We start from the raw sequence: 19,086 nt of genomic DNA, 5'->3' as shown, positions 1-19,086 counted from the left end.
TCAGCCGAGCGGCAGGCCCTGGGTGGGCAGGCCCTGCGTCGGCAGGCCGCCGAGGCTGTCGGTGGGCAGACCGCCCTTGGCCTTCTTGCCGGCGCTCTTCGCGGCCGGAGTGGCCTTCTTCGCCACGGGCGCGGCCTTGGAGCCCGTCTCGGTGAGGGTCTTGCTCGCCACCGGCAGCGTGGTCCCGACGACCTTGCCGCCGGCCTTGCCCGCGGTGTCGGCGGCCGGGGTGGCCGCTCCTTCGACCGTCTTGCCGAGACCGGAACCCTCGACGCTGGTGAGACCGCCGAGGTCCGGGGACTGCGGGAGCTCCGCGGCACCTGCGGCACCGGCCGCACCGACCACGGGGGCCGCACCCGCCGCGATCAGCAGCGCGGTACGGGCGATCCGACGGGTCAGGGGGAGGGACATGATGCTCCTTCGACGGGGTGGGAATGTGTGGTGTCCGTGGGCCGGACGTCATGACAACCGTCGTGGGGGAGGGGGAGGTTGCGGTGGGCCGAGGTAAAGACTGGGTAATGCGTCACATAATCCGCAACGGAGGAACCCGGGCAAACAATGCATTCCACGGCCACGCGCCGAACCGTCACTTCCCTTTCCTCGCAAGGGGATCAGTGGGTTCGGGAGAGGGTGCGCAAGGTGCCGTGCGGGGCCTTTCGCGGGAAGCCGCGGACCCCCTGTGAGGGGGACGGGTCGCACGTATGCGCGAGGCCGTCCCGCGCATGAAGTGGAGCAACGTACGAAGCGGACCGGCGTACGAGGAGGGCTAACGCACGAGCCCGATACGGACCTCGGCGGTGTCGGACCGCTCGCGTTCCGTCCGCCAGCCCGAGTCCGGGCTCCACACCCGGCCCGCGTACGCGACCTCGTCGATGCCGAGCGTCTCGGACTGCGCGACCGCCCAGTGCGCCAGCTCCCAGCCGCGCTGCGGGGCGTCGTCCTCGCCGGTCCGGCGGACCGACTCCACCGGCACCGAGAGCGCCCCGGCCGCCGTCGCGCCCGCGGCGCCCGCGTCCGCCCCGGTCCCGGCCGGCAGCACGTCCTTGCCGAAGGAACGCACCAGCGCCGCCCGGACCTTCGACGTCCCGCCCGACACCGCGGTGCTCCGCGGCGGTTCGCAGTTCAGCGCGGCCGGTGTCCGGCCGGTCAGCGCGGCGGCCAGCAGGGCGGCATCCGGCTCGTGCTTCGCGTACGCCTGCGGGAAGCCGCTGCGCTGGACGCGCTGCGCGGCCACGGTCAGCGGCAGCCGGGAGTAGCCGGGCACCTCGGCCAGGTGCTGGTAGAACTTCCCCGCCGAGTAGACCGGGTCCAGGATCTGCTTCTCGGTGCCCCAGCCCTGCGAGGGACGCTGCTGGAAGAGGCCCAGCGAGTCCCGGTCGCCGTGCTGGATGTTGCGCAGCCCGGACTCCTGGAGCGCCGTCGCCAGCGCGATGGTCACGGCGCGCTCCGGCATCCCGCGGGTGGTGCCGACCGCGGAGATCGTCGCGGCGTTGGCCGCCTGCTCGAAGGTCATCCGGTACGTACGCCCCTCGCCCGACGAACCGTCGGCCGACCGCACGGTGCACTGGTCGGAGCTCGTACCGCCCGTCACGTACTGCACGGTCAGATAGCCCCCCACCGCCACGAGCACGGCAAAGGCCGCCGTGATGCGCAGACGGCGGCTGCGGGCGGTGTGTCGGCGGGCGGGAGCAACGGTCCGGGGCACGGGGCCACCGTACGCGAGGCACTAGGGTCGTAGCCATGGCCGAAAGCACGCTTGACCTCACACTGGACGGGCCCGCCCTCACCGCATGGCTCGTCGACTTCCCCTCGGTCAGCGGGGAGGAGAAGGGCCTCGCCGACGCCATCGAGTCGGCGCTGCGGCCCCTTCCGCACCTGACCGTCGAACGGCACGGCAACAACGTCGTGGCCAGGACGAACCTGGGCCGCGCCGAGCGCGTCGTCCTGGCCGGGCACATCGACACCGTGCCGATCGCCGACAACGTGCCCTCGCGGCTCGACGAGGACGGTCTGCTGTGGGGCTGCGGCAGCTCCGACATGAAGTCGGGCGTCGCCGTCCAGCTGAGGATCGCCGCGACCGTGCCCGAGCCCAACCGCGACCTCACGTTCGTCTTCTACGACAACGAAGAGGTCGCCGCCGACCTCAACGGCCTCGGGCACATCGCCGACGCCCACCCCGACTGGCTGACGGCCGACTTCGCGGTCCTCCTGGAGGGCTCCAACGGGGAGGTCGAGGGCGGCTGCCAGGGGACGCTGCGCGTCTTCCTCCGCCTGGAGGGGGAGCGGGCGCACTCCGCACGCAGCTGGATGGGCGCCAACGCCGTCCATGCCGCCGCCCCGGTCCTCGCCCGGCTCGCCGCGTACGAGCCGCGCAAGCCGGTGATCGACGGGCTGGAGTACCACGAGGGCCTCAACGCCGTACGCATCGAGGGCGGCGTCGCCAACAACGTCATCCCCGACGCCTGCACGGTCGTCGTGAACTACCGCTACGCCCCCGACCTCGGCCCCGACGAGGCCATGGCCCACGTCCGCGAGGTCTTCGCCGACTGCGGCGTCGCCGAGTTCACCGTCGACGACCACTCGGGCGCGGCCATGCCCGGCCTCTCCCACCCGGCCGCCAAGGCCTTCATGGACGCGGTCGGCGGCACCGCCCGCCCCAAGTTCGGCTGGACGGACGTGGCGCGCTTCGGCTCCCTCGGCGTCCCCGCGGTGAACTACGGACCCGGCGACCCGATCCTCGCCCACAAGCGCAACGAGCACGTCCGGATCGACCGGATCGTCCACTGCGAGGAGCGGCTCCGCTCCTGGCTCACGATCTGACCCCCGGCATTCCCCTGTCCGTAACCTCCGGCGATCTACGCTGGGCGGAGACGGAGCGTCGCAGGACGGCTCCGACGTCGGCGGAGGGAGCAGGACATGGGCAACCCCGAGGATGCACGGATCCCGGAAGGCGCGGAGATCCCCGAGGGCGCGGTCAGGCCCGAGGAACAGCGACTCGGCCCGGTGCTGCGCCGCAGGGACCAGGTACAGCCCGGCACGACCGATCAGCGGCTGCTGGACTCCGAAGGTGACTCCGAGTGGGTGCACACCGACCCGTGGCGGGTGATGCGCATCCAGTCGGAGTTCGTCGAGGGGTTCGGTGCGCTCGCCGAACTGCCGAGTGCGATCAGCGTCTTCGGATCGGCCCGTACCCCGGTGGACACCCCGGAGTACGAGGCGGGCGTGCGGATCGGCAGGGCGCTGGTCGAGGCGGGCTTCGCGGTGATCACCGGGGGCGGTCCCGGAGCGATGGAGGCGGCGAACAAGGGCGCCAGGGAGGCGAACGGCGTCTCCGTGGGCCTGGGCATCGAGCTGCCCTTCGAGTCGGGACTGAACCCGCACGTCGATATCGGCGTGAACTTCCGTTACTTTTTTGTCCGAAAGACGATGTTTGTGAAATATGCGCAGGGCTTCGTCGTCCTGCCCGGCGGCCTCGGCACCCTGGACGAGCTCTTCGAGGCCCTCACCCTGGTCCAGACGGGCAAGGTCACCCGCTTCCCGATCGTGCTGTTCGGTACGGAGTACTGGGGCGGCCTGGTGGACTGGCTGCGCGACACGGTGATCGCCCAGGGCAAGGCCTCCGCGAAGGACCTGCTGCTGTTCCACGTCACGGACGACGTGGACGAGGCGGTGAACCTGGTGACGAAGGAGGTCGGGCGGTAGGCCTTTCAGCCCCGCCAGGCCTGCTCCTCGGCCCCGCCCGGCCTGCCTCTCGGGCCTCCGTTCTTCAGCCCCTCCGGCGTTTGGGGAGCGGGGGTCCGGGGGCGGAGCCCCGGTTACGCCAGCCCCCGCCGTGCGACCGCCGGCGCCCGGTGCCCCGCGATGGACGCCACCATGTCCAGGACGTCCCGCGTCTCGGCCACCTCGTGCACCCGGTACACCCGCGCCCCCAGCCACGCGGACACCGCGGTCGTCGCCAGCGTGCCGAGCAGCCGCTCCTTCACCGGCCGGTCGAGCGTCTCGCCGACGAAGTCCTTGTTGGAGAGGGACACGAGCACCGGCCACCCCGTCTCCGCCATCTCGCCGAGCCGGCGCGTCGCCTCCAGCGAGTGCCGGGTGTTCTTCCCGAAGTCATGACCGGGGTCGATCATGATCCCGTCGGGCCGGACCCCCAGCCCCACCGCCCGCTCGGCCAGCCCCACGGTCACCCGCAGGATGTCGGCCATCACGTCCTCGTACCCGGCCCGGTGCGGCCGGGTCCGCGGCTCGGCCCCGCCCGCGTGGGTGCAGACCAGCCCCGCCCCGTACCGCGCGGCGACCTCTGCCAGCTTCGGGTCCACCCCGCCCCACGCGTCGTTGAGCAGATCCGCGCCCGCCTCGCAGACGGCCTCGCCGACGTCGTGGCGCCAGGTGTCGACGCTGATCACCACGTCCGGGTGGCGCCGGCGCACCTCGGCGACGAAACCGACGGTGCGGCGGGCCTCCTCCTCGGCGGTGACCTCCTCGCCAGGACCGGCCTTCACCCCGCCGATGTCGATGATCGCGGCACCGTCGGCCACGGCCTGCTCGACCCGGGAGAGCGCGGGCTCGTCGCGGAAGGTGGCGCCCTGGTCGTAGAAGGAGTCGGGCGTGCGGTTCACGATCGCCATGATCACCGGCTCGTGCGCACCGAATTCGCGCCGCCCCAGCCTGAGCGCACCGCTTCGCATCCCGTGTGTCTCCTTAGAATCCGCCGAATCCGGCCCGTCAGATGCCCTGCCGGAGCCGACTGCGACCCTAACTGTCAGTGCCGCATGGCACGATCGGACCCGGACGAATTCCGCTCCCGGGGAGATACGCGTGTTCTGGTTCTTGCTGCTCGCGATGGTGGTGGTGGTGGCCGCTGTCACCCTCGCGGTGGTCGGCGGAGGGAAGAGTGCCATCCTGCAGGACGTGGCGCCCGAGCAGCCGACGGATCCGCTGCCCGTGACGCGCCCGGTGGGCCGTGCGGACGTCGAGGCGCTCCGGCTGCCCGTCGGTGTCCGCGGCTACCGGATGGCCGATGTGGACGACGCGCTGGGCCGGCTCGGCGCGGAGCTCGCCGAGCGGGACGCGCGGATCGCGGAGCTGGAGTCGGCGCTCGCGGGCGCGCAGGCCGTCAGAAGCGGCCGCCCCGACCTCCTGAAGGGGCCCGAGGACCGGCCCCATGCCCCCTGGGAGTCTCCGGAGCAGCCGCCGCGGCCCCCGCAGGACGCCCCGCGTCCCGACGAGGAGACCGGCCGATGAGCGGCGGCGCCGAAGCGGCGGCGGACGGCCGGCTGCGCTGCCCGTGGGGCCTGTCCACGGAGGACTACCTCGCCTACCACGACACCGAATGGGGCCGCCCGGTCCACGGCGACGACGCCCTCTTCGAGCGGCTCTGCCTGGAGGCGTTCCAGTCCGGGCTGTCCTGGCTGACGATCCTGCGCCGCCGGGAGGGCTTCCGCAGCGCGTTCGCCGGGTTCGACATCTCCGCCGTCGCGAAGTTCACCGACACGGACCGGGAGCGGCTCCTCGCCGACGCGGGCATCATCCGCAACCGCGCGAAGATCGATGCCACCCTGGCCAACGCCAAGGTGCTGGACGGCTGGCGGACCGGTGAGCTGGACGAGCTGATCTGGTCCTACGCCCCGGACCCGGCCACCCGGCCCGCCCCCCGCCTCCTCGGGGACGTACCGGCGGTCACGGCGGAGTCCACGGCTCTGTCGAAGGACCTCAAGAAGCGCGGGCTGCGGTTCATCGGGCCGACCACGGCCTACGCCCTGATGCAGGCGTGCGGCCTGGTCGACGACCATCTCGCCGACTGCGTGGCCCGCGGCACCGCGGCGTAGACCGGGGCGGTCACCGCCCGAGGTACTTCGCCGTCTCCTTGTCGAGGAACGCCTGCACGGCGATCCCGTGGTCCTGCGACGCGCCCGCCCTCGTCTGGAGTTCGTCCTCCTTCTCCAGCGTCTCGCGCAGGGTGTGGCCCGCCCCGTGCGCGAGCGACTCCTTGAGTGCGGCGTAGGCCACGGTCGGGCCGGCGGCCAGGGCCCGGGCCACGGCGGTGGCCTCGGCGGCGAGGTCGGCCGTGGGCACCAGCCGGTTCACGATGCCCAGCTCATGGGCGGTCTGCGCGGAGATGGAGCGCGGGAAGAGCAGCAGGTCGGCGGCGCGGCTGTGGCCGATCAGCCGGGGCAGCGTCCAGGAGACCCCCGAGTCGGCCGTGAGGGCGACCCCGGCGAACGAGGTGTTGAACGAGGCGGTGTCGGCGGCCACCCGGTAGTCGCAGGCGAGAGCGAAACCGAAGCCCGCGCCGGCCGCGACCCCGTTGATCCCGGCGACGACCGGCTTCGGCATCTCGGTGAGCGCCCGGACGATCGGGTTGTAGTGCTCCTGCACCGTGCTCAGCGCGTTGCCGCTGCCCGCCTCGCGGACGTCGGACAGCGTGGCGACGTGCTCCTTGAGGTCCTGGCCGACGCAGAAGGCGCGCCCGCCCGCCGCGGTGAGCAGAACCGCCCGCACGGCGGTGTCGGCACCCGCCGACTGCACGGCGTCGCGCAGCGCCACCTTCGCCGCGGTGTTCATCGCGTTCATCGCGGCGGGGCGGTTGATCGTGATCGTCGCGAGTCCGTCGCTCACTTCGTAGAGCACGGCGTCGTCGTGATCGGCCATGTGCGGTCCCCTCTGCACCTCGTCCAAAATGCCTGTCCAGGCAAGCATGGCCGACTTCGGCGAGGGGGAACATGTGACCTGCGTCTAACAATTCTGCCCCGATGGAGGGGTGAAGGGGACGGAGTATCGCAGTCGGATCGCCGAATTGGGTGGTTTTGAGCGAGCGCGTTGCGCAAGCGATGCAGAGCGATGTTGGTCATCGGGGTCTGTGATGCGGGATAATGGCCTGGAAGCAATGTGTTCGATGCCGGTGACACAGCGCCTGTCATGGGGCCGCCGGTTGCGATGAGCTGGTTTCAGGAAGGGGAACGAGCATGGCGGCCATGAAGCCGCGGACGGGCGACGGCCCGCTCGAGGTGACAAAGGAGGGGCGGGGCATCGTCATGCGCGTTCCGCTCGAAGGCGGCGGTCGGCTTGTCGTGGAGCTGACTCCGGACGAGGCCGATGCACTCGGCGATGCCCTCAAGAAGGTCGTCGGCTGAGCAGAGGCGCCCACACTTCACTACTGCCCCGGCACGGTCTCCGTGCCGGGGCAGTAGTGCGTTCCGGATCAGGTGCGGGCCGGGCTCAGCCCCGGCGCACCGCGCAGAGGAGTCCGTCGCCCACCGGCAGCAGCGTCGCCATCAGCTCCTGGCTCTCGCGGACGGCGCGCAGCAGCTCGCGCAGCCGCAGCACCTCCGCGGGCTGGGCGGCGGAGTCGACCGTACGGCCGTCCGCGAAGACGCCCTCGAAGCACACCAGACCGCCAGGTCGCAGCAGGCGCAACGATTCAGCGAGGCAGTCCAGGCTCTCCATCCGGTCGCCGTCGCAGAAAACGAGGTCGTAGCCGCCGTCGGCCAGCCGGGGGAGTACGTCCAGGGCGCGGCCGGGGATGAAGCGGGCCCGGTTGGCGGCGAAGCCCGCCGCCCGGAAGGCCTCCCGGGCGAACTGCTGGCGCTCGGGTTCCGGATCGACCGTGGTCAGCACCCCGTCGGGCCGCATGCCGTGCAGCAGATAGATGCCGGACACGCCGGTACCCGTGCCGATTTCGGCGACCGCCTTGGCGTCCGTCGTGGCAGCGAGCAGGCGCAGCGCTGCGCCGGTGCCTGGTGACACCGAGCGGAGCCCCGCGTCCCGTGCCCGGTCCCGGGCCCAGCGCAGTGCTTCGTCCTCGGCGACAAAGGCGTCGGCGAACGCCCAGCTCGTCTGCCGGTTGGCGGTGATGACCCTCTCCTGTCCCCGTAGTTGGCGCAACGGTGACTGTATCCGCTGCACCCGGGAACCCGCAGATGGGACCGGGCGTTAGGGAAGGACAGGGGAAAGCACGTGGATCGGGCCCGCAGACCGGGCCCGGGACCTGCGGGCAGGCGGTTCCCGGGGAGATCCCCGGCCCCAGCAGGAAAAAGGCTTATCCGGAGCTAACGGGCGAGGTGGCTATGGTAGGGGCTCCACTGGACACCACCAGAGCCGACAGGGGAGGTGCGGCTGCGCCTGTGGATCGGGGAGGAGTGCTGTGGCGCTTTCTCAGGTCGGCGGGTGAGCCGAAATCCGTGACCAACATTGCTGACCGTTCTTCCAACGACTCCGCAACGACCGCGACCTTCGCCTCGGATGCGGACTCCCAGGCGTGGACGCCGCCCTCATGGGAAGAGATCGTCAGCACGCACAGCGGTCGTGTCTACCGCCTTGCCTACCGACTGACGGGTAACCAGCACGACGCCGAGGACCTCACGCAGGAGGTCTTCGTCCGCGTCTTCCGTTCGCTGTCGACCTATACGCCCGGCACCTTCGAGGGCTGGCTGCACCGCATCACGACCAACCTGTTCCTGGACATGGTCCGTCGTAAGCAGCGCATCCGTTTCGACTCCCTCGGGGACGACGCCGCCGAGCGGCTGCCGAGCCGCGAGCCGTCGCCGCAGCAGGTCTTCAACGACACCCACTTCGACGCGGACGTCCAGCAGGCGCTGGACACCCTCGCGCCTGAATTCCGGGCCGCGGTCGTGCTCTGTGACATCGAGGGACTCTCGTACGAGGAGATCGCCGCGACACTCGGCGTGAAGCTCGGCACCGTGCGCAGCCGTATCCACCGCGGGCGCTCGCACCTGCGCAAGGCGCTGCAGCACCGTTCGCCCGAGGCCCGTGCCGAGCAGCGCTCCCTGACCGGAGCCCTCGTGGCGGGGGAGGGCGTAACGGCGTGAGTGGCACAGGTCCGACCTCCGCGGAACAACACCTGGGGGACCGTCTCGCCGCGCTTGTCGACGGCGAGCTGAAGCACGACGCCCGTGACCGGGTGCTCGCCCACCTCGCGACCTGTACCAAGTGCAAGGCCGAGGCTGCCGCCCAGCGGCGCCTGAAGAGTGTCTTCGCGCAGTCGGCCCCGCCCTCGCCCTCCGAGGGCTTCCTCGCCCGGCTCCAGGGCCTTCCGGGCGGACCCGGGGGTGACGACGACGCCCGGGGAAGACCACTGGGCGACTCCGGACGCTTCGGTGACGGGGTCTTCCCCGTGATGCAGCCCACCGGCAGCCGGGCGCAGTCGCCGTCGGACAGTGCCCCGCCGACCGGTTTCGGTTACCTCCCGACCCTGCACGGCTCGACCGCGGTGCTGCCCGCCGACCCGGCCGGATCCGTCTTCCGGATCCATGAGGTCGGCCGCGAGGGGGACCGTTCGCCCTGGCGCGGACGCCGTTTCGCCTTCGCCGCCGCCAGCGCCGTCTCGCTGGCCGCCATCGCGCTCGGCGGCGCCCTGCCGACGGACGCGACCCCCGACACCCCGACACGGGCCGAGGGCACGGGCAACGCGGTGACCCCGCTCGACGCCGACGCGCGCGCGGAGAGCGGCAGCGTCAGCCGCCGCGGAGGCGGCAGCCACGGCACCCTCGCCGCCGGCACGGACCGCCCGTTCTCCCTCGCGGTGAACGCGGCCCCGCTGGCGTTCTCCCGGGCTCCCTCCCTGCTCGACAGCAGCGGTCTCGACGGGAACCCGTTCGCGTTCGCCGCCCGCGCCCAGTCGTCCGCGCCGTCGCTGATACGCCCCGACGCGACGAATCCGCTGTTCGCCCGCGCCCTCGGCAGCGGCCTCACCCCGGCCGCCCCGGCACCCTCCGCCGAACCGACGCGTACCCCCACATCGGCGGCCGGAGCACCGGCCCCCGCCGACCACGGTCTGCCGCTCGCGCCCCGTCGCTGAGGACGTCGTCCCACCGGACGGCGCAGGGCATCCGTAAACCTGGTTGAATTCCGGCAGGATTTCCGGAGGGACGCCCCCGACGGGGCGTGCAGAGGCCGGTTGCGGCAGTTGCGGGGAGAGCATGGACGACGGGAAGACCACCGAGCCGAAGGCGAAGTGGTGGAGCCGGCCCACGCCGGGGCGCAGCACGCGCACAGCGCCTCAGGAGCCGTCCCCCGTCGAGGGCTCGGCGGACGCGGTGCCCGCGGCCGACGCGCCCGCCGAGAGCGAGCCGCCCCAGGACGCGCCGCGGGAGACCGGGACGGCCCGGACCACGGCGCCCGAGCCCACGGCCCCCGCAGCACCTGAACCGGCAGCACCGGCGGCACCCGCGGCACCCCGGCCCCCGGCATCCGCGCCGCAGGCCGCGCAGCCGCTGCACGAGCCCGACCAGTACAGCACCCCGCCCTACGGCGGCCCCGGCCCCTGGGCGCCCGCACCGCCCGTGCAGCGCCCGGTGCAGACCCCGGCGCACGGCACCCCCGTACCCCCGCCCTACGCGGGGACGAACGGCTCCGGCATGACGGTCCCGCCCGCCCAGGCACCCGCCTTCCAGCCCCAGCCCCAGCCCCCGCACCCGATGCCGGCACCCCCGCAGCAGCACATCCCGCCCCAGGGCCACACTCCGCCGCAGGGCGTCCACACCCCGCCCCCGCCCCCGTCGCCGCAGTGGCTCCAGTACGACCCCTGGGGTGCGCCCCGGCAGCCGCTGATCACCCAGCCCGGACCGCCGCTCGGCCCCGACGGCGGCCGGCGCGGCAGGCGCCGTGGGCCGGTGCTCATCGGCGCGCTGCTCCTGGCCCTGGTGGCGGGCGGCATAGGCGGCGGCATCGGCGCCTACATAGAGCGCAACGGCGGCCTCACCCAGGTCGAGCTGCCCCAGGACGAGCGCAACGGCGGCGGGCGCGCCCCCGACAGCGTCGCGGGGATAGCGGCCAGTGCCCTGCCCAGCGTGGTCACCCTGCATGTCAGCGGCACCACCGAATCGGGCACCGGCACCGGCTTCGTCCTCGACAACCGGGGGCACATCCTCACCAACAACCACGTGGTCGCCCCGGCCGGTTCGTCCGGCGAGATCACCGTGACGTTCAGCGGCGGCGAGACGGCGCACGCCGAGATCGTCGGCAAGGACAGCGGCTACGACCTGGCCGTGGTCAAGGTCAGCGGCGTTTCCGGCCTGAAGCCCCTGCCTCTGGGCAACTCGGACAACGTGCAGGTCGGAGACCCGGTGGTGGCCATCGGCGCCCCGTTCGACCTGTCCAACACCGTCACCTCCGGCATCATCAGCGCCAAGGACCGGCCGATCACCGCGGGCGGTGAGAAGGGCGACGGCAGCGACATCAGCTACGTCGACGCGCTGCAGACCGACGCCCCGATCAACCCGGGCAACTCCGGCGGCCCGCTGGTGGACACGGACGCGCACGTCATCGGGATCAACAGCGCCATCCGCGCCGCCGACAGCGGCTCGACCACGGAGGGCGGCCAGGCCGGTTCGATCGGTCTCGGTTTCGCCATCCCGATCAACCAGGGCAAGCGCGTCGCCGAGGAGCTCATCAACACCGGCAAGGCCACCCACCCGGTGATCGGCGTCACCCTCGACATGAAGTACACCGGGGACGGGGCCAAGGTCGGGCCCAAGGGGGCCGACGGCAAGTCCTCCGTCACCGAGGACGGCCCCGGGGCCGAGGCCGGCATCAGGCCGGGCGACGTCATCACCGCGGTGAACGGCAAGCGCGTGCACAGCGGCGAGGAACTGATAGTGAAGATCCGCTCGCACCGGCCGGGAGACCAGCTCAGGCTCTCCCTGACCCGCGGTGGTAAAGACCTGTCCATGACTTTGACGCTCGGTTCGGCAACCGGCACGTGACGGCCACGAGGAGCTACCGCCCGGACAGTTCCGCCGGGTACCGTGGACCGTGTCCGGACCTCATCCGACCTGGTCGCGGAGAACACGAGGAGCCGCAAGGTGTTCAATGACATAGGCCCACTCGAGCTGGTGACGCTCGTGATCATCGGTGTGCTCGTCTTCGGCCCGGACAAGCTGCCCAAGGTCATTCAGGACGCCTCGCGCTTCATCCGCAAGATCCGTGAGTTCTCCGAGAGCGCCAAGGACGACATCCGCACGGAGCTCGGCCCGGAGTTCAAGGACTTCGAGTTCGAGGACCTCAACCCCAAGACGTTCGTCCGCAAGCAGCTCATGGACGGCAACGACGATCTGGGGCTGAAGGAGATCCGGGAGAGCTTCGACCTGCGCAAGGAGGTCGCCGAGGTCACCGACGCGGTGAACGGGCGCGAGACCTCCGCCGTGGAGGCGAAGAGCGGCGTGTCGGGTGCTTCCGCGATCGCCGCGGCCAACGGTTCCCCTGGCGCTCCCGACCTGCTCAAGAAGCGCGCGCAGCCGGTGCAGGACGACCACCCGCCGTTCGACGCAGACGCCACCTGACACCCGTCAATCCCGACTCGTCCGGACGGTATGGCTATTCTCCATCTGTCCGGTTGTGAGGACGCCCGCGGGGGGCGGGCCGCTCCGGACCTCAGAATCGAGGAGGCGGCCGGCAGATGGAGACAACGAGTCGGGTGGGCGCGGATGGTGCGCCGGACACAGCCACGGCGGAGGGGGTGCCGGCGGCCCGGCTCACGGTCGAGGGCTATCTGCAGGCGCCCTTCCCCTGGTACGGACTGGACGAGGCCTTCACCGGGCCCCGCTGGCTGATGCAGGTGGGCACCGCGGCGGACGGCACTGTGCAGCACGGTTCCACCGGTCATGGCGACGAGCCCTCGGTACGGGGTGACTCCGGTGCCGACAAGCAGCGGTTCGCCGCCGTCGTGACCGTCGCCAGCTCCCCGGTGCGGCGCAGCGGCGACGGCACGGGGGTCCTGGACGCGACGACGGTCTCGTCCGCGGCCTGGCTGGCCGGCTCCGGCCTGCTGGCCTACACCTGGCCCCCGCAGATGGACCACACCCTGCGCGACGACTGGCTGGACCAGCAGACGGAGACGGCGTTCGAGCTCGCCGACGACCTGGACGGCCCCGCGTGGTCGGTCCTGTCGCTGCCGGTCGACGGGGTTCCGGTGCCCTTCCACTACCGCGAGTCCGAGTTCGGCTGGGTGCTGGCCGGTTCGGCGCAGGGTGTGCACATCGGCGCGTACGGGCGGGGGATGAGCGCGTACGGGCTCGGGTTCTCGGTCGTCGAGGACATCACCTCGTACGACGCGTAGGCGCGACGACGGACCCACGAAGACAGCAGAAGGTGCCGGGACCCGAGGGTTCCGGCACCTTCGCGATCGCGCCTGCGGTCAGAACTTGTTGCGCGGGGTGATGCCCAGGGACATGCCGGACAGGCCGCGCTGACGGCCGCCCAGCTTGTCGGCGATGGAGCGCAGGGCCTTGCCGGCCGGCGAGTCGGGATCGGACAGGACGACGGGCTTGCCCTCGTCGCCGCCCTCACGCAGCCGTACGTCGATCGGGATGGAGCCGAGCACCGGCACCTCGGCGCCGACGGTCTTCGTCAGCCCCTCGGCCACCCGTGCGCCGCCGCCGGAGCCGAACACGTCGACCATCTCGTCGCAGTGCGGGCACGGCATGCCCGACATGTTCTCGACGACACCGACGATCTTCTGGTGGGTCTGCACGGCGATCGAACCGGCCCGCTCGGCCACCTCGGCCGCGGCCTGCTGCGGGGTCGTGACGACCAGGATCTCCGCGTTCGGCACCAGCTGCGCCACGGAGATCGCGATGTCACCGGTGCCCGGCGGCAGGTCGAGCAGCAGGACGTCCAGGTCGCCCCAGTACACATCGGCGAGGAACTGCTGCAGCGCGCGGTGCAGCATCGGTCCGCGCCACACCACCGGGGCGTTGCCCGGGGTGAACATGCCGATGGAGATGACCTTCACGCCGTGCGCGGACGGCGGCATGATCATGTTCTCGACCTGGGTCGGCTTGCCGTCCGCACCGAGCATCCGGGGCACGCTGTGCCCGTAGATGTCCGCGTCCACGACCCCGACCTTCAGGCCGTCCGCAGCCATCGCCGCCGCGAGGTTCACCGTCACCGAGGACTTGCCGACGCCGCCCTTGCCGGAGGCGACCGCGTACACCCGGGTCAGCGAACCGGGCTGGGCGAACGGCACCTCGCGCTCCGCCGTGCCGCCGCGCAGCGAGGACGCCAGGTCCTTGCGCTGTTCGTCGCTCATGACGTCGAGCGTGACCTCGACCCGCGACACCCCCTCGACGAGCGCCACCGCGTCCGTCACGTTCTTCGTGATCGTCTCGCGCATCGGACAGCCGGAGACGGTCAGGTACACCGTGACAGCGACCACACCGTCAGGATCGATCTCGACCGATTTCACCATGCCCAGCTCGGTGATCGGGCGGTGGATCTCCGGGTCGTTCACTGTCGCCAGTGCCTCAAGCACCGCGTCTTCCGTAGCCATACGGACGATGGTACGGCGCCCGCCGCTACGCGCGGGTAGCCCTGTCAGCGGTCTTCGTCACTCTCGGCCGGGAGCAGCGCCCGGCGGTCGGCCAGCTCCTTCACGAGGTCCTCCAGTTCGGACCGGATCCAGTCTCGGGTGGCGACCTCCCCGAGACCCATCCGCAGCGCGGCGATCTCCCTGGTCAGGTACTCGGTGTCGGCGATGGAGCGCTCGTTCTGCTTGCGGTCCTGCTCGTGCGTGACCCGGTCGCGGTCGTCCTGCCGGTTCTGCGCGAGCAGGATCAGCGGGGCCGCGTACGAGGCCTGGAGCGAGAGCATCAGGGTCAGGAAGATGAACGGGTACTCGTCGAACCGCAGGTTCCCGGGCGCGAAGATGTTCCACACCACCCACAGGATGATGATCAGCGTCATCCAGACGATGAACCGTCCGGTGCCCAGGAAGCGCGCGATCCGCTCCGAGAACCGGCCGAACGCCTCGGGGTCGTACTCCGGCAGCAGCCGTCGGCGCGGGGCCTTGGGCTGGTCGAGCCGGGCGCGCGGGGGGCGGGTCAGCGCCGACGAGCCGTTCGAGGCCCGTGCGCGGTCCTCACCGGCCACGGAGCACCCCCTCGCGGCCGTGGAAGTCGGTCTCCCGCCAGTCGTCGGGCAGCAGGTGGTCCAGCACGTCGTCGACCGTCACCGCGCCGAGCAGCGAGCCGCTCTCGTCCACCACGGGCACCGACACCATGTTGTACGCGGCCAGATAGCTGGTCACCACCGACAGCGGGGTCTGCGGGGTCAGCGCCACCAGGTCGCTGTCGACGATCGAGCTCACCAGGGTGAACGGCGGGTCCCGCAGCAGCCGCTGGAAGTGGACGGTGCCCAGGTACTTGCCCGTCGGCGTCTCGTCCGGCGACCGGCACACGTACACCTGCGCGGCGAGCGCCGGGGACAGGTCCGACTGACGGACCCGGGCGAGCGCGTCGGCGACCGTCGCGTCCGGCCGCAGGATGATCGGCTCGGTGGTCATCAGACCGCCCGCGGTCCGCTCCTCGTACGACATCAGGCGCCGCACGTCGGCCGCGTCGTCCGGACGCATCAGCGTCAGCAGCCGCTCCTTGTCCTCCTCGGGCAGTTCGGAGAGCAGGTCGGCCGCGTCGTCGGGGTCCATGGCCTCCAGGACGTCCGCCGCGCGCTCCTCCTGGAGCTTGCCGATGATCTCGACCTGGTCGTCCTCCGGGAGCTCCTCCAGGACGTCCGCGAGCCGGTCGTCGTCCAGCGCGGCGGCCACCTCGGCCCGCCGTTTGGGGGAGAGGTGGTGCAGGGCGTTGGCCACGTCGGTGGGGCGCAGCCTCTCGAACGTGGCGACCAGCGACTCCGCGCCCTGCCCCTCCTCCTCCAGCGAGAAGCCGCTGACGGCCGACCACTCGACGGTCAGGGTCTCGCCCTTGCGGCGCAGCGCCCCGCCCCTGCCCTTGCGGACGAAGTACTTGTCGATCTCCCAGTCGCGCCGGGCCGGCAGCTGCTGGATGGCCACGTCCAGGACGGTGACCTCCTCGCCGGTCTCCACCAGACTGACCCGCCGGTCGAGGAACTCGCCGAGCACCAGGCGTTCGGTGGGCCGCTGTTCGAAGCGCCGCATGTTGACCACGCCGGTGGTGATGACCTGGCCCGACTCGATGCCCGTCACCCGCGTCATCGGCAGGAAGATCCGGCGCCGGCTCACCACCTCGACGACGATGCCGAGCAGCCGGGGCGGGCGGCCGCCGACCCGGAGCATCGCGACCAGGTCCCGGACCCGGCCCACCTGGTCGCCGTTGGGGTCGAAGACGGGTACGCCGGACAGGTGCGAGACGAAGACGCGGGGCGTGCCTGGTGCCATGCCTGCGCCTCCTCGTTCACCGCCGGGCTTCCGCATCCGGATCTGTTCCGACAGTTCCTGCACCCTTATGACGTGATCAGGCTAGCCCGTACCGCTGCGTGCCGCTCCGGCGAACCGTCCGTACGGCTCTCTGCCGGAAGACGTAGGCCGCACGGGTACGCTGCCGTCTGCCACCCCCCGCCATGCAGATGAGAGGCAGTGCGCCTGTGACCTCTTTTGTCCCGCCCGTCCGGGCCCGCCGCCGGACCGCCACCCTCGCCCTCGTGCTCTGCGCCGGGCTGACCGCGGCCCTGACCGCCTGCGCGGACGAGGACCCGGACAAGGGGACCAACGGGATCGGCAAACTGACCGCGCCGGAGATCGAGAAGAAGGCGCAGACGTCGGCGGAATCCGCCGACGCGGTCCGGCTGGCCGGCACGCTGGTGAGCAAGGGCGGCACGTACAAGATCGACATGAAGCTCAAGGACAAGGGCGGCGTGGGTTCCGTCACCTCGAAGAACAGCACCTTCGAGCTGCTGCGGATCGGTGACGAGCTCTATCTCAAGGCCGACGCCGGCTTCTGGAACCACGACGAGCAGGGCGAACCGGACGCCGACAAGGGCGGCCAGGCGGGGGGCGCCGCCGCCGACAAGCTGGACGACAAGTACGTGAAGGTCCCCGAGGACGACCCCACGTACAAGCAGCTGCGCGGCTTCACCGACAAGAAGGTGCTGCTCGGCGGGCTGCTCACCCTGCACGGCACGGTCGGCAAGGGCGACCGGGACAAGGTCGGCGGGGTGCGCACCATCCGGATTCTGGGCGGCAAGGGGGAGGGCGGCGCCCTCGACGTGTCCCTGGAGGGCACCCCGTATCCGCTGAGTTTCGCCCGCGGCGGTGGCGGGGGCGTCATCACGCTCGCCGACTGGGGCAAGGACTTCGCGCTGGCGGCCCCGGCCGCGGACGACACGGTCGACTACGGCAAGCAGCTGCCGAAGTCGACGTCGTAGCGGCTACCGCTTGCGCAGGGACCGCTTCAGCAGACGCGGCAGCCCGGCCGGGACCGGCAGCCGTGTGGTCGCGGGGGTGGGCAGCGGAGCGGCCGCACCGGAGGCGTCCGGCAGCTGCGTACGCGAGTCGAGCGGCGTCAGCCGCACGATCCGGCATTCGCGCGCCCACCGCTCCGGCATCTGCTCGGCGTCCGGTGCGTTGAGCCGCTTGCCCTTGAGCTCGGCGACCGCGGCCTCCCACTCATCGGAGTGCGGGGCCAGCTGCGCCACCGAGGCAGACCAGGCGACGAGCCGGCCGCCCTTGTCCTTGCTGCGGACGGTCACCTCGGCGGTGGCCCCGTCGGTGAGACCGGCCGGCAGCGGCTGCTCGCCGGGGCCGTCCCCGACGAGATGGGCCGCGCCCTCGTGCCACACGTGCCACAGCGCTCGCGCGGGGCCGGTGCCGCGCACCCAGATGAGGCCCGACTTCTTGGTGGCCTCCTCGACGAGGGCCGGCCCGAGCAGCGTGTCAGCAGCAGTCATGGGGCAGAGCTTAGACGGCCCTCGGTTCAGGGCCTGTCCGGCGGATCAGAGCCAGCCGTTGCGCTTCAGCATCCGGTGGATGGAGAAGCAGACGACGCCGATGAAGCCCATCACCATCGGGTAGCCGTACGTCCAGCGCAGCTCCGGCATGTGCTTGAAGTTCATGCCGTAGACGCCGCAGATCATCGTCGGTACGGCGACGATGGCCGCCCAGGAGGTGATCTTGCGCATGTCCTCGTTCTGGGCGACGGTCGCCTGCGCGAGGTTGGCCTGGAGGATCGAGTTCAGCAGTTCGTCGAAGCCGATGACCTCCTCCTGTACCCGGACCAGGTGGTCGGCGACGTCGCGGAAGTACTTCTGGATGTCCGGGTCGATCAGCCGCATCGGCCGCTCGCTGAGCAGCTGCATCGGGCGCAGCAGCGGTGAGACGGCCCGCTTGAACTCCAGCACCTCGCGCTTGAGCTGGTAGATCCGGCCCGCGTCCGAACCGCGCGGGCTGCCCTTGTCCGGCGTGGAGAAGACCTCGATCTCCACCTCGTCGATGTCGTCCTGCACCGCGGCCGCCACCGCGATGTAACCGTCGACGACATGGTCGGCGATGGAGTGCAGGACGGCGGAGGGGCCCTTGGCGAGCAGCTCGGGGTCCTCCTCCAGCCGGTGGCGCAGTGCGCGCAGCGAGCCGTGTCCGCCGTGCCGCACGGTGATGACGAAGTCCCGGCCGGTGAAACACATCACCTCGCCGGTCTCCACGACCTCGCTGGTCGCGGTGAGCTCGGCGTGCTCGACGTAGTGGATCGTCTTGAAGACGGTGAACAGCGTGTCGTCGTAGCGCTCCAGCTTGGGCCGCTGGTGGGCGTGGACGGCGTCCTCGACGGCGAGCGGGTGCAGCCCGAACTCCCGGGCGATGCCCGCGAATTCCTCCTCGGTCGGCTCGTGGAGGCCGATCCAGGCGAAGCCGCCCTTCTCCCGTACGCGGAGCATCGCCTCGTGCGGGGTGCGGCAGGTGCCGTCCACCTCGGCGAGCCGGCGGCCGTCGCGGTAGACCGCGCAGTCGACGACCGCGCTGGACTCTGACGGGTCGCGCGTGGCGTCGTAGCCGTTGTGGAGGGTGTTGGTCTTGCGCAGGGACGGGCGCACCACAGCGCGCAGGTCACGGATCATCGACATGGCTGGCTCCTTCACGGAGGGCCGTCGGCGAGGGCGTGGAACAGCCCGGAATGGGGACGTGGGCTCACGTCCGCAAAGCGGGCGGCACCGCGGCGGCGCGACGACGGCGTTCGCTACAGACAGGCAAAAAAGGAGTGCTCTTCCGTCGTGCGAAATGCCGTGGGCCTTGGCCGAGAAGGCGTCAGATCACAGAAGAAAGGTGTCGAGCGGAAGAGCGGCTAGTACTGCACGGTCGACTTGGATCCACCGCAGCCCCACCTC

The 19,086-nt window shown here is 71.5% G+C and carries 21 protein-coding genes; 11 read left to right on the top strand and 10 right to left on the bottom strand.

What is annotated here, in order from left to right:
• Positions 1–411, bottom strand: a complete 411-nt coding sequence (locus tag OG521_13640) for an ATP-binding protein (GenBank protein WUW21770.1) — start codon at positions 409–411, stop codon at positions 1–3.
• Between the two features lie 355 nt (positions 412–766).
• Complete coding sequence (locus tag OG521_13635) at positions 767–1,705, bottom strand: hypothetical protein (GenBank protein WUW21769.1); 939 nt, start codon at positions 1,703–1,705, stop codon at positions 767–769.
• 35 nt (positions 1,706–1,740) lie between these two features.
• On the opposite strand from OG521_13635, the gene dapE reads away from it, so the two are divergent.
• On the top strand, positions 1,741–2,820 hold the full coding sequence (gene dapE, locus OG521_13630) for a succinyl-diaminopimelate desuccinylase (protein WUW21768.1): 1,080 nt from the start codon (positions 1,741–1,743) through the stop codon (positions 2,818–2,820).
• Between the two features lie 96 nt (positions 2,821–2,916).
• Positions 2,917–3,702: a TIGR00730 family Rossman fold protein gene (locus OG521_13625; protein ID WUW21767.1), complete on the top strand. Its 786-nt coding sequence runs from the start codon at positions 2,917–2,919 to the stop codon at positions 3,700–3,702.
• A 113-nt stretch (positions 3,703–3,815) separates the two neighbouring features.
• Here the strand turns inward: OG521_13625 and folP are convergent, their stop codons facing one another.
• Positions 3,816–4,688: a dihydropteroate synthase gene (folP, locus tag OG521_13620; GenBank protein WUW21766.1), complete on the bottom strand. Its 873-nt coding sequence runs from the start codon at positions 4,686–4,688 to the stop codon at positions 3,816–3,818.
• Between the two features lie 130 nt (positions 4,689–4,818).
• Between folP and OG521_13615 the strand changes: the two genes are divergently transcribed.
• Both OG521_13615 and OG521_13610 read left to right on the top strand, forming a co-directional pair.
• Complete coding sequence (locus tag OG521_13615; GenBank protein ID WUW21765.1) at positions 4,819–5,244, top strand: hypothetical protein; 426 nt, start codon at positions 4,819–4,821, stop codon at positions 5,242–5,244.
• The gene (locus OG521_13610) at positions 5,241–5,828 is read left to right on the top strand and encodes a DNA-3-methyladenine glycosylase I (GenBank protein WUW21764.1); all 588 of its coding nucleotides are present in this window, start codon (positions 5,241–5,243) and stop codon (positions 5,826–5,828) included. The genes OG521_13615 and OG521_13610 overlap by 4 nt, the downstream gene beginning before the upstream one ends.
• Positions 5,829–5,838: 10 nt before the next feature.
• Here OG521_13610 and OG521_13605 read toward each other — a convergent pair whose 3' ends face one another.
• Positions 5,839–6,651 carry an enoyl-CoA hydratase-related protein gene (locus OG521_13605; GenBank protein ID WUW21763.1) on the bottom strand — a complete coding sequence of 271 codons (813 nt, stop codon included), beginning with the start codon at positions 6,649–6,651 and terminating at the stop codon, positions 5,839–5,841.
• 314 nt (positions 6,652–6,965) lie between these two features.
• Between OG521_13605 and OG521_13600 the strand changes: the two genes are divergently transcribed.
• Entirely contained in the window at positions 6,966–7,133 is a 168-nt protein-coding gene (locus OG521_13600; GenBank protein ID WUW21762.1) for a DUF3117 domain-containing protein, read from the top strand.
• 85 nt (positions 7,134–7,218) lie between these two features.
• On the opposite strand, the gene OG521_13595 is transcribed toward OG521_13600, so the two are convergent.
• A complete protein-coding gene (locus OG521_13595) occupies positions 7,219–7,884 on the bottom strand; it encodes an O-methyltransferase (protein ID WUW21761.1) in 666 nt (221 codons plus the stop codon).
• 182 nt (positions 7,885–8,066) lie between these two features.
• Between OG521_13595 and sigE the strand changes: the two genes are divergently transcribed.
• From sigE to OG521_13570, 5 genes are all read left to right on the top strand, one after another.
• Positions 8,067–8,828, top strand: a complete 762-nt coding sequence (gene sigE, locus OG521_13590) for an RNA polymerase sigma factor SigE (GenBank protein WUW21760.1) — start codon at positions 8,067–8,069, stop codon at positions 8,826–8,828.
• Positions 8,825–9,817 carry a zf-HC2 domain-containing protein gene (locus OG521_13585; protein WUW21759.1) on the top strand — a complete coding sequence of 331 codons (993 nt, stop codon included), beginning with the start codon at positions 8,825–8,827 and terminating at the stop codon, positions 9,815–9,817. Before sigE ends, OG521_13585 begins: the two co-directional genes overlap by 4 nt.
• Positions 9,818–9,938: 121 nt before the next feature.
• Entirely contained in the window at positions 9,939–11,723 is a 1,785-nt protein-coding gene (locus tag OG521_13580; GenBank protein WUW21758.1) for a trypsin-like peptidase domain-containing protein, read from the top strand.
• Positions 11,724–11,822: 99 nt separating this feature from the next.
• Positions 11,823–12,299 carry a sec-independent translocase gene (locus OG521_13575; GenBank protein WUW21757.1) on the top strand — a complete coding sequence of 159 codons (477 nt, stop codon included), beginning with the start codon at positions 11,823–11,825 and terminating at the stop codon, positions 12,297–12,299.
• A 116-nt stretch (positions 12,300–12,415) separates the two neighbouring features.
• Positions 12,416–13,075, top strand: a complete 660-nt coding sequence (locus tag OG521_13570; GenBank protein WUW21756.1) for a hypothetical protein — start codon at positions 12,416–12,418, stop codon at positions 13,073–13,075.
• A 78-nt stretch (positions 13,076–13,153) separates the two neighbouring features.
• Here OG521_13570 and OG521_13565 read toward each other — a convergent pair whose 3' ends face one another.
• Genes OG521_13565 through OG521_13555 form a run of 3 tightly spaced genes read right to left on the bottom strand, consistent with a single transcriptional unit; the run spans position 13,154 to position 16,150 of the window.
• On the bottom strand, positions 13,154–14,287 hold the full coding sequence (locus OG521_13565; protein ID WUW21755.1) for an Mrp/NBP35 family ATP-binding protein: 1,134 nt from the start codon (positions 14,285–14,287) through the stop codon (positions 13,154–13,156).
• Between the two features lie 44 nt (positions 14,288–14,331).
• Positions 14,332–14,886 (bottom strand): DUF1003 domain-containing protein, encoded by a 555-nt coding sequence (locus OG521_13560; GenBank protein WUW21754.1) that lies wholly within the window; start codon positions 14,884–14,886, stop codon positions 14,332–14,334.
• Complete coding sequence (locus OG521_13555; GenBank protein ID WUW21753.1) at positions 14,876–16,150, bottom strand: CBS domain-containing protein; 1,275 nt, start codon at positions 16,148–16,150, stop codon at positions 14,876–14,878. Before OG521_13555 ends, OG521_13560 begins: the two co-directional genes overlap by 11 nt.
• A gap of 206 nt (positions 16,151–16,356) precedes the next feature.
• On the opposite strand from OG521_13555, the gene OG521_13550 reads away from it, so the two are divergent.
• Positions 16,357–17,136: a hypothetical protein gene (locus OG521_13550; protein WUW21752.1), complete on the top strand. Its 780-nt coding sequence runs from the start codon at positions 16,357–16,359 to the stop codon at positions 17,134–17,136.
• Between the two features lie 3 nt (positions 17,137–17,139).
• Here the strand turns inward: OG521_13550 and OG521_13545 are convergent, their stop codons facing one another.
• Together OG521_13545 and OG521_13540 are read right to left on the bottom strand one after the other, a co-directional pair.
• Positions 17,140–17,658: a hypothetical protein gene (locus tag OG521_13545; protein ID WUW21751.1), complete on the bottom strand. Its 519-nt coding sequence runs from the start codon at positions 17,656–17,658 to the stop codon at positions 17,140–17,142.
• Positions 17,659–17,703: 45 nt separating this feature from the next.
• Complete coding sequence (locus OG521_13540) at positions 17,704–18,825, bottom strand: magnesium and cobalt transport protein CorA (GenBank protein WUW21750.1); 1,122 nt, start codon at positions 18,823–18,825, stop codon at positions 17,704–17,706.
• Between the last annotated feature and the right edge of the window lie 261 nt (positions 18,826–19,086).

The organism is Streptomyces sp. NBC_01463 (assembly GCA_036227345.1).
Taxonomy (GTDB): domain Bacteria; phylum Actinomycetota; class Actinomycetes; order Streptomycetales; family Streptomycetaceae; genus Streptomyces.
The sequence above is the reverse complement of the archived record's forward strand: the minus strand, read 5'-3'. Positions and strand labels throughout refer to the sequence as shown.

Coding starts and splice junctions, on each gene's coding strand:
- OG521_13640 (WUW21770.1), bottom strand. CDS start 411: ATGTCCCTCCCCCTGACCCGTCGGATCGCCCGTACCGCGCTGCTGATC.
- dapE (WUW21768.1), top strand. CDS start 1,741: ATGGCCGAAAGCACGCTTGACCTCACACTGGACGGGCCCGCCCTCACC.
- OG521_13625 (WUW21767.1), top strand. CDS start 2,917: ATGGGCAACCCCGAGGATGCACGGATCCCGGAAGGCGCGGAGATCCCC.
- folP (WUW21766.1), bottom strand. CDS start 4,688: ATGCGAAGCGGTGCGCTCAGGCTGGGGCGGCGCGAATTCGGTGCGCAC.
- OG521_13610 (WUW21764.1), top strand. CDS start 5,241: ATGAGCGGCGGCGCCGAAGCGGCGGCGGACGGCCGGCTGCGCTGCCCG.
- OG521_13605 (WUW21763.1), bottom strand. CDS start 6,651: ATGGCCGATCACGACGACGCCGTGCTCTACGAAGTGAGCGACGGACTC.
- OG521_13600 (WUW21762.1), top strand. CDS start 6,966: ATGGCGGCCATGAAGCCGCGGACGGGCGACGGCCCGCTCGAGGTGACA.
- sigE (WUW21760.1), top strand. CDS start 8,067: ATGGTAGGGGCTCCACTGGACACCACCAGAGCCGACAGGGGAGGTGCG.
- OG521_13580 (WUW21758.1), top strand. CDS start 9,939: ATGGACGACGGGAAGACCACCGAGCCGAAGGCGAAGTGGTGGAGCCGG.
- OG521_13570 (WUW21756.1), top strand. CDS start 12,416: ATGGAGACAACGAGTCGGGTGGGCGCGGATGGTGCGCCGGACACAGCC.
- OG521_13565 (WUW21755.1), bottom strand. CDS start 14,287: ATGGCTACGGAAGACGCGGTGCTTGAGGCACTGGCGACAGTGAACGAC.
- OG521_13555 (WUW21753.1), bottom strand. CDS start 16,150: ATGGCACCAGGCACGCCCCGCGTCTTCGTCTCGCACCTGTCCGGCGTA.
- OG521_13545 (WUW21751.1), bottom strand. CDS start 17,658: ATGACTGCTGCTGACACGCTGCTCGGGCCGGCCCTCGTCGAGGAGGCC.
- OG521_13540 (WUW21750.1), bottom strand. CDS start 18,825: ATGTCGATGATCCGTGACCTGCGCGCTGTGGTGCGCCCGTCCCTGCGC.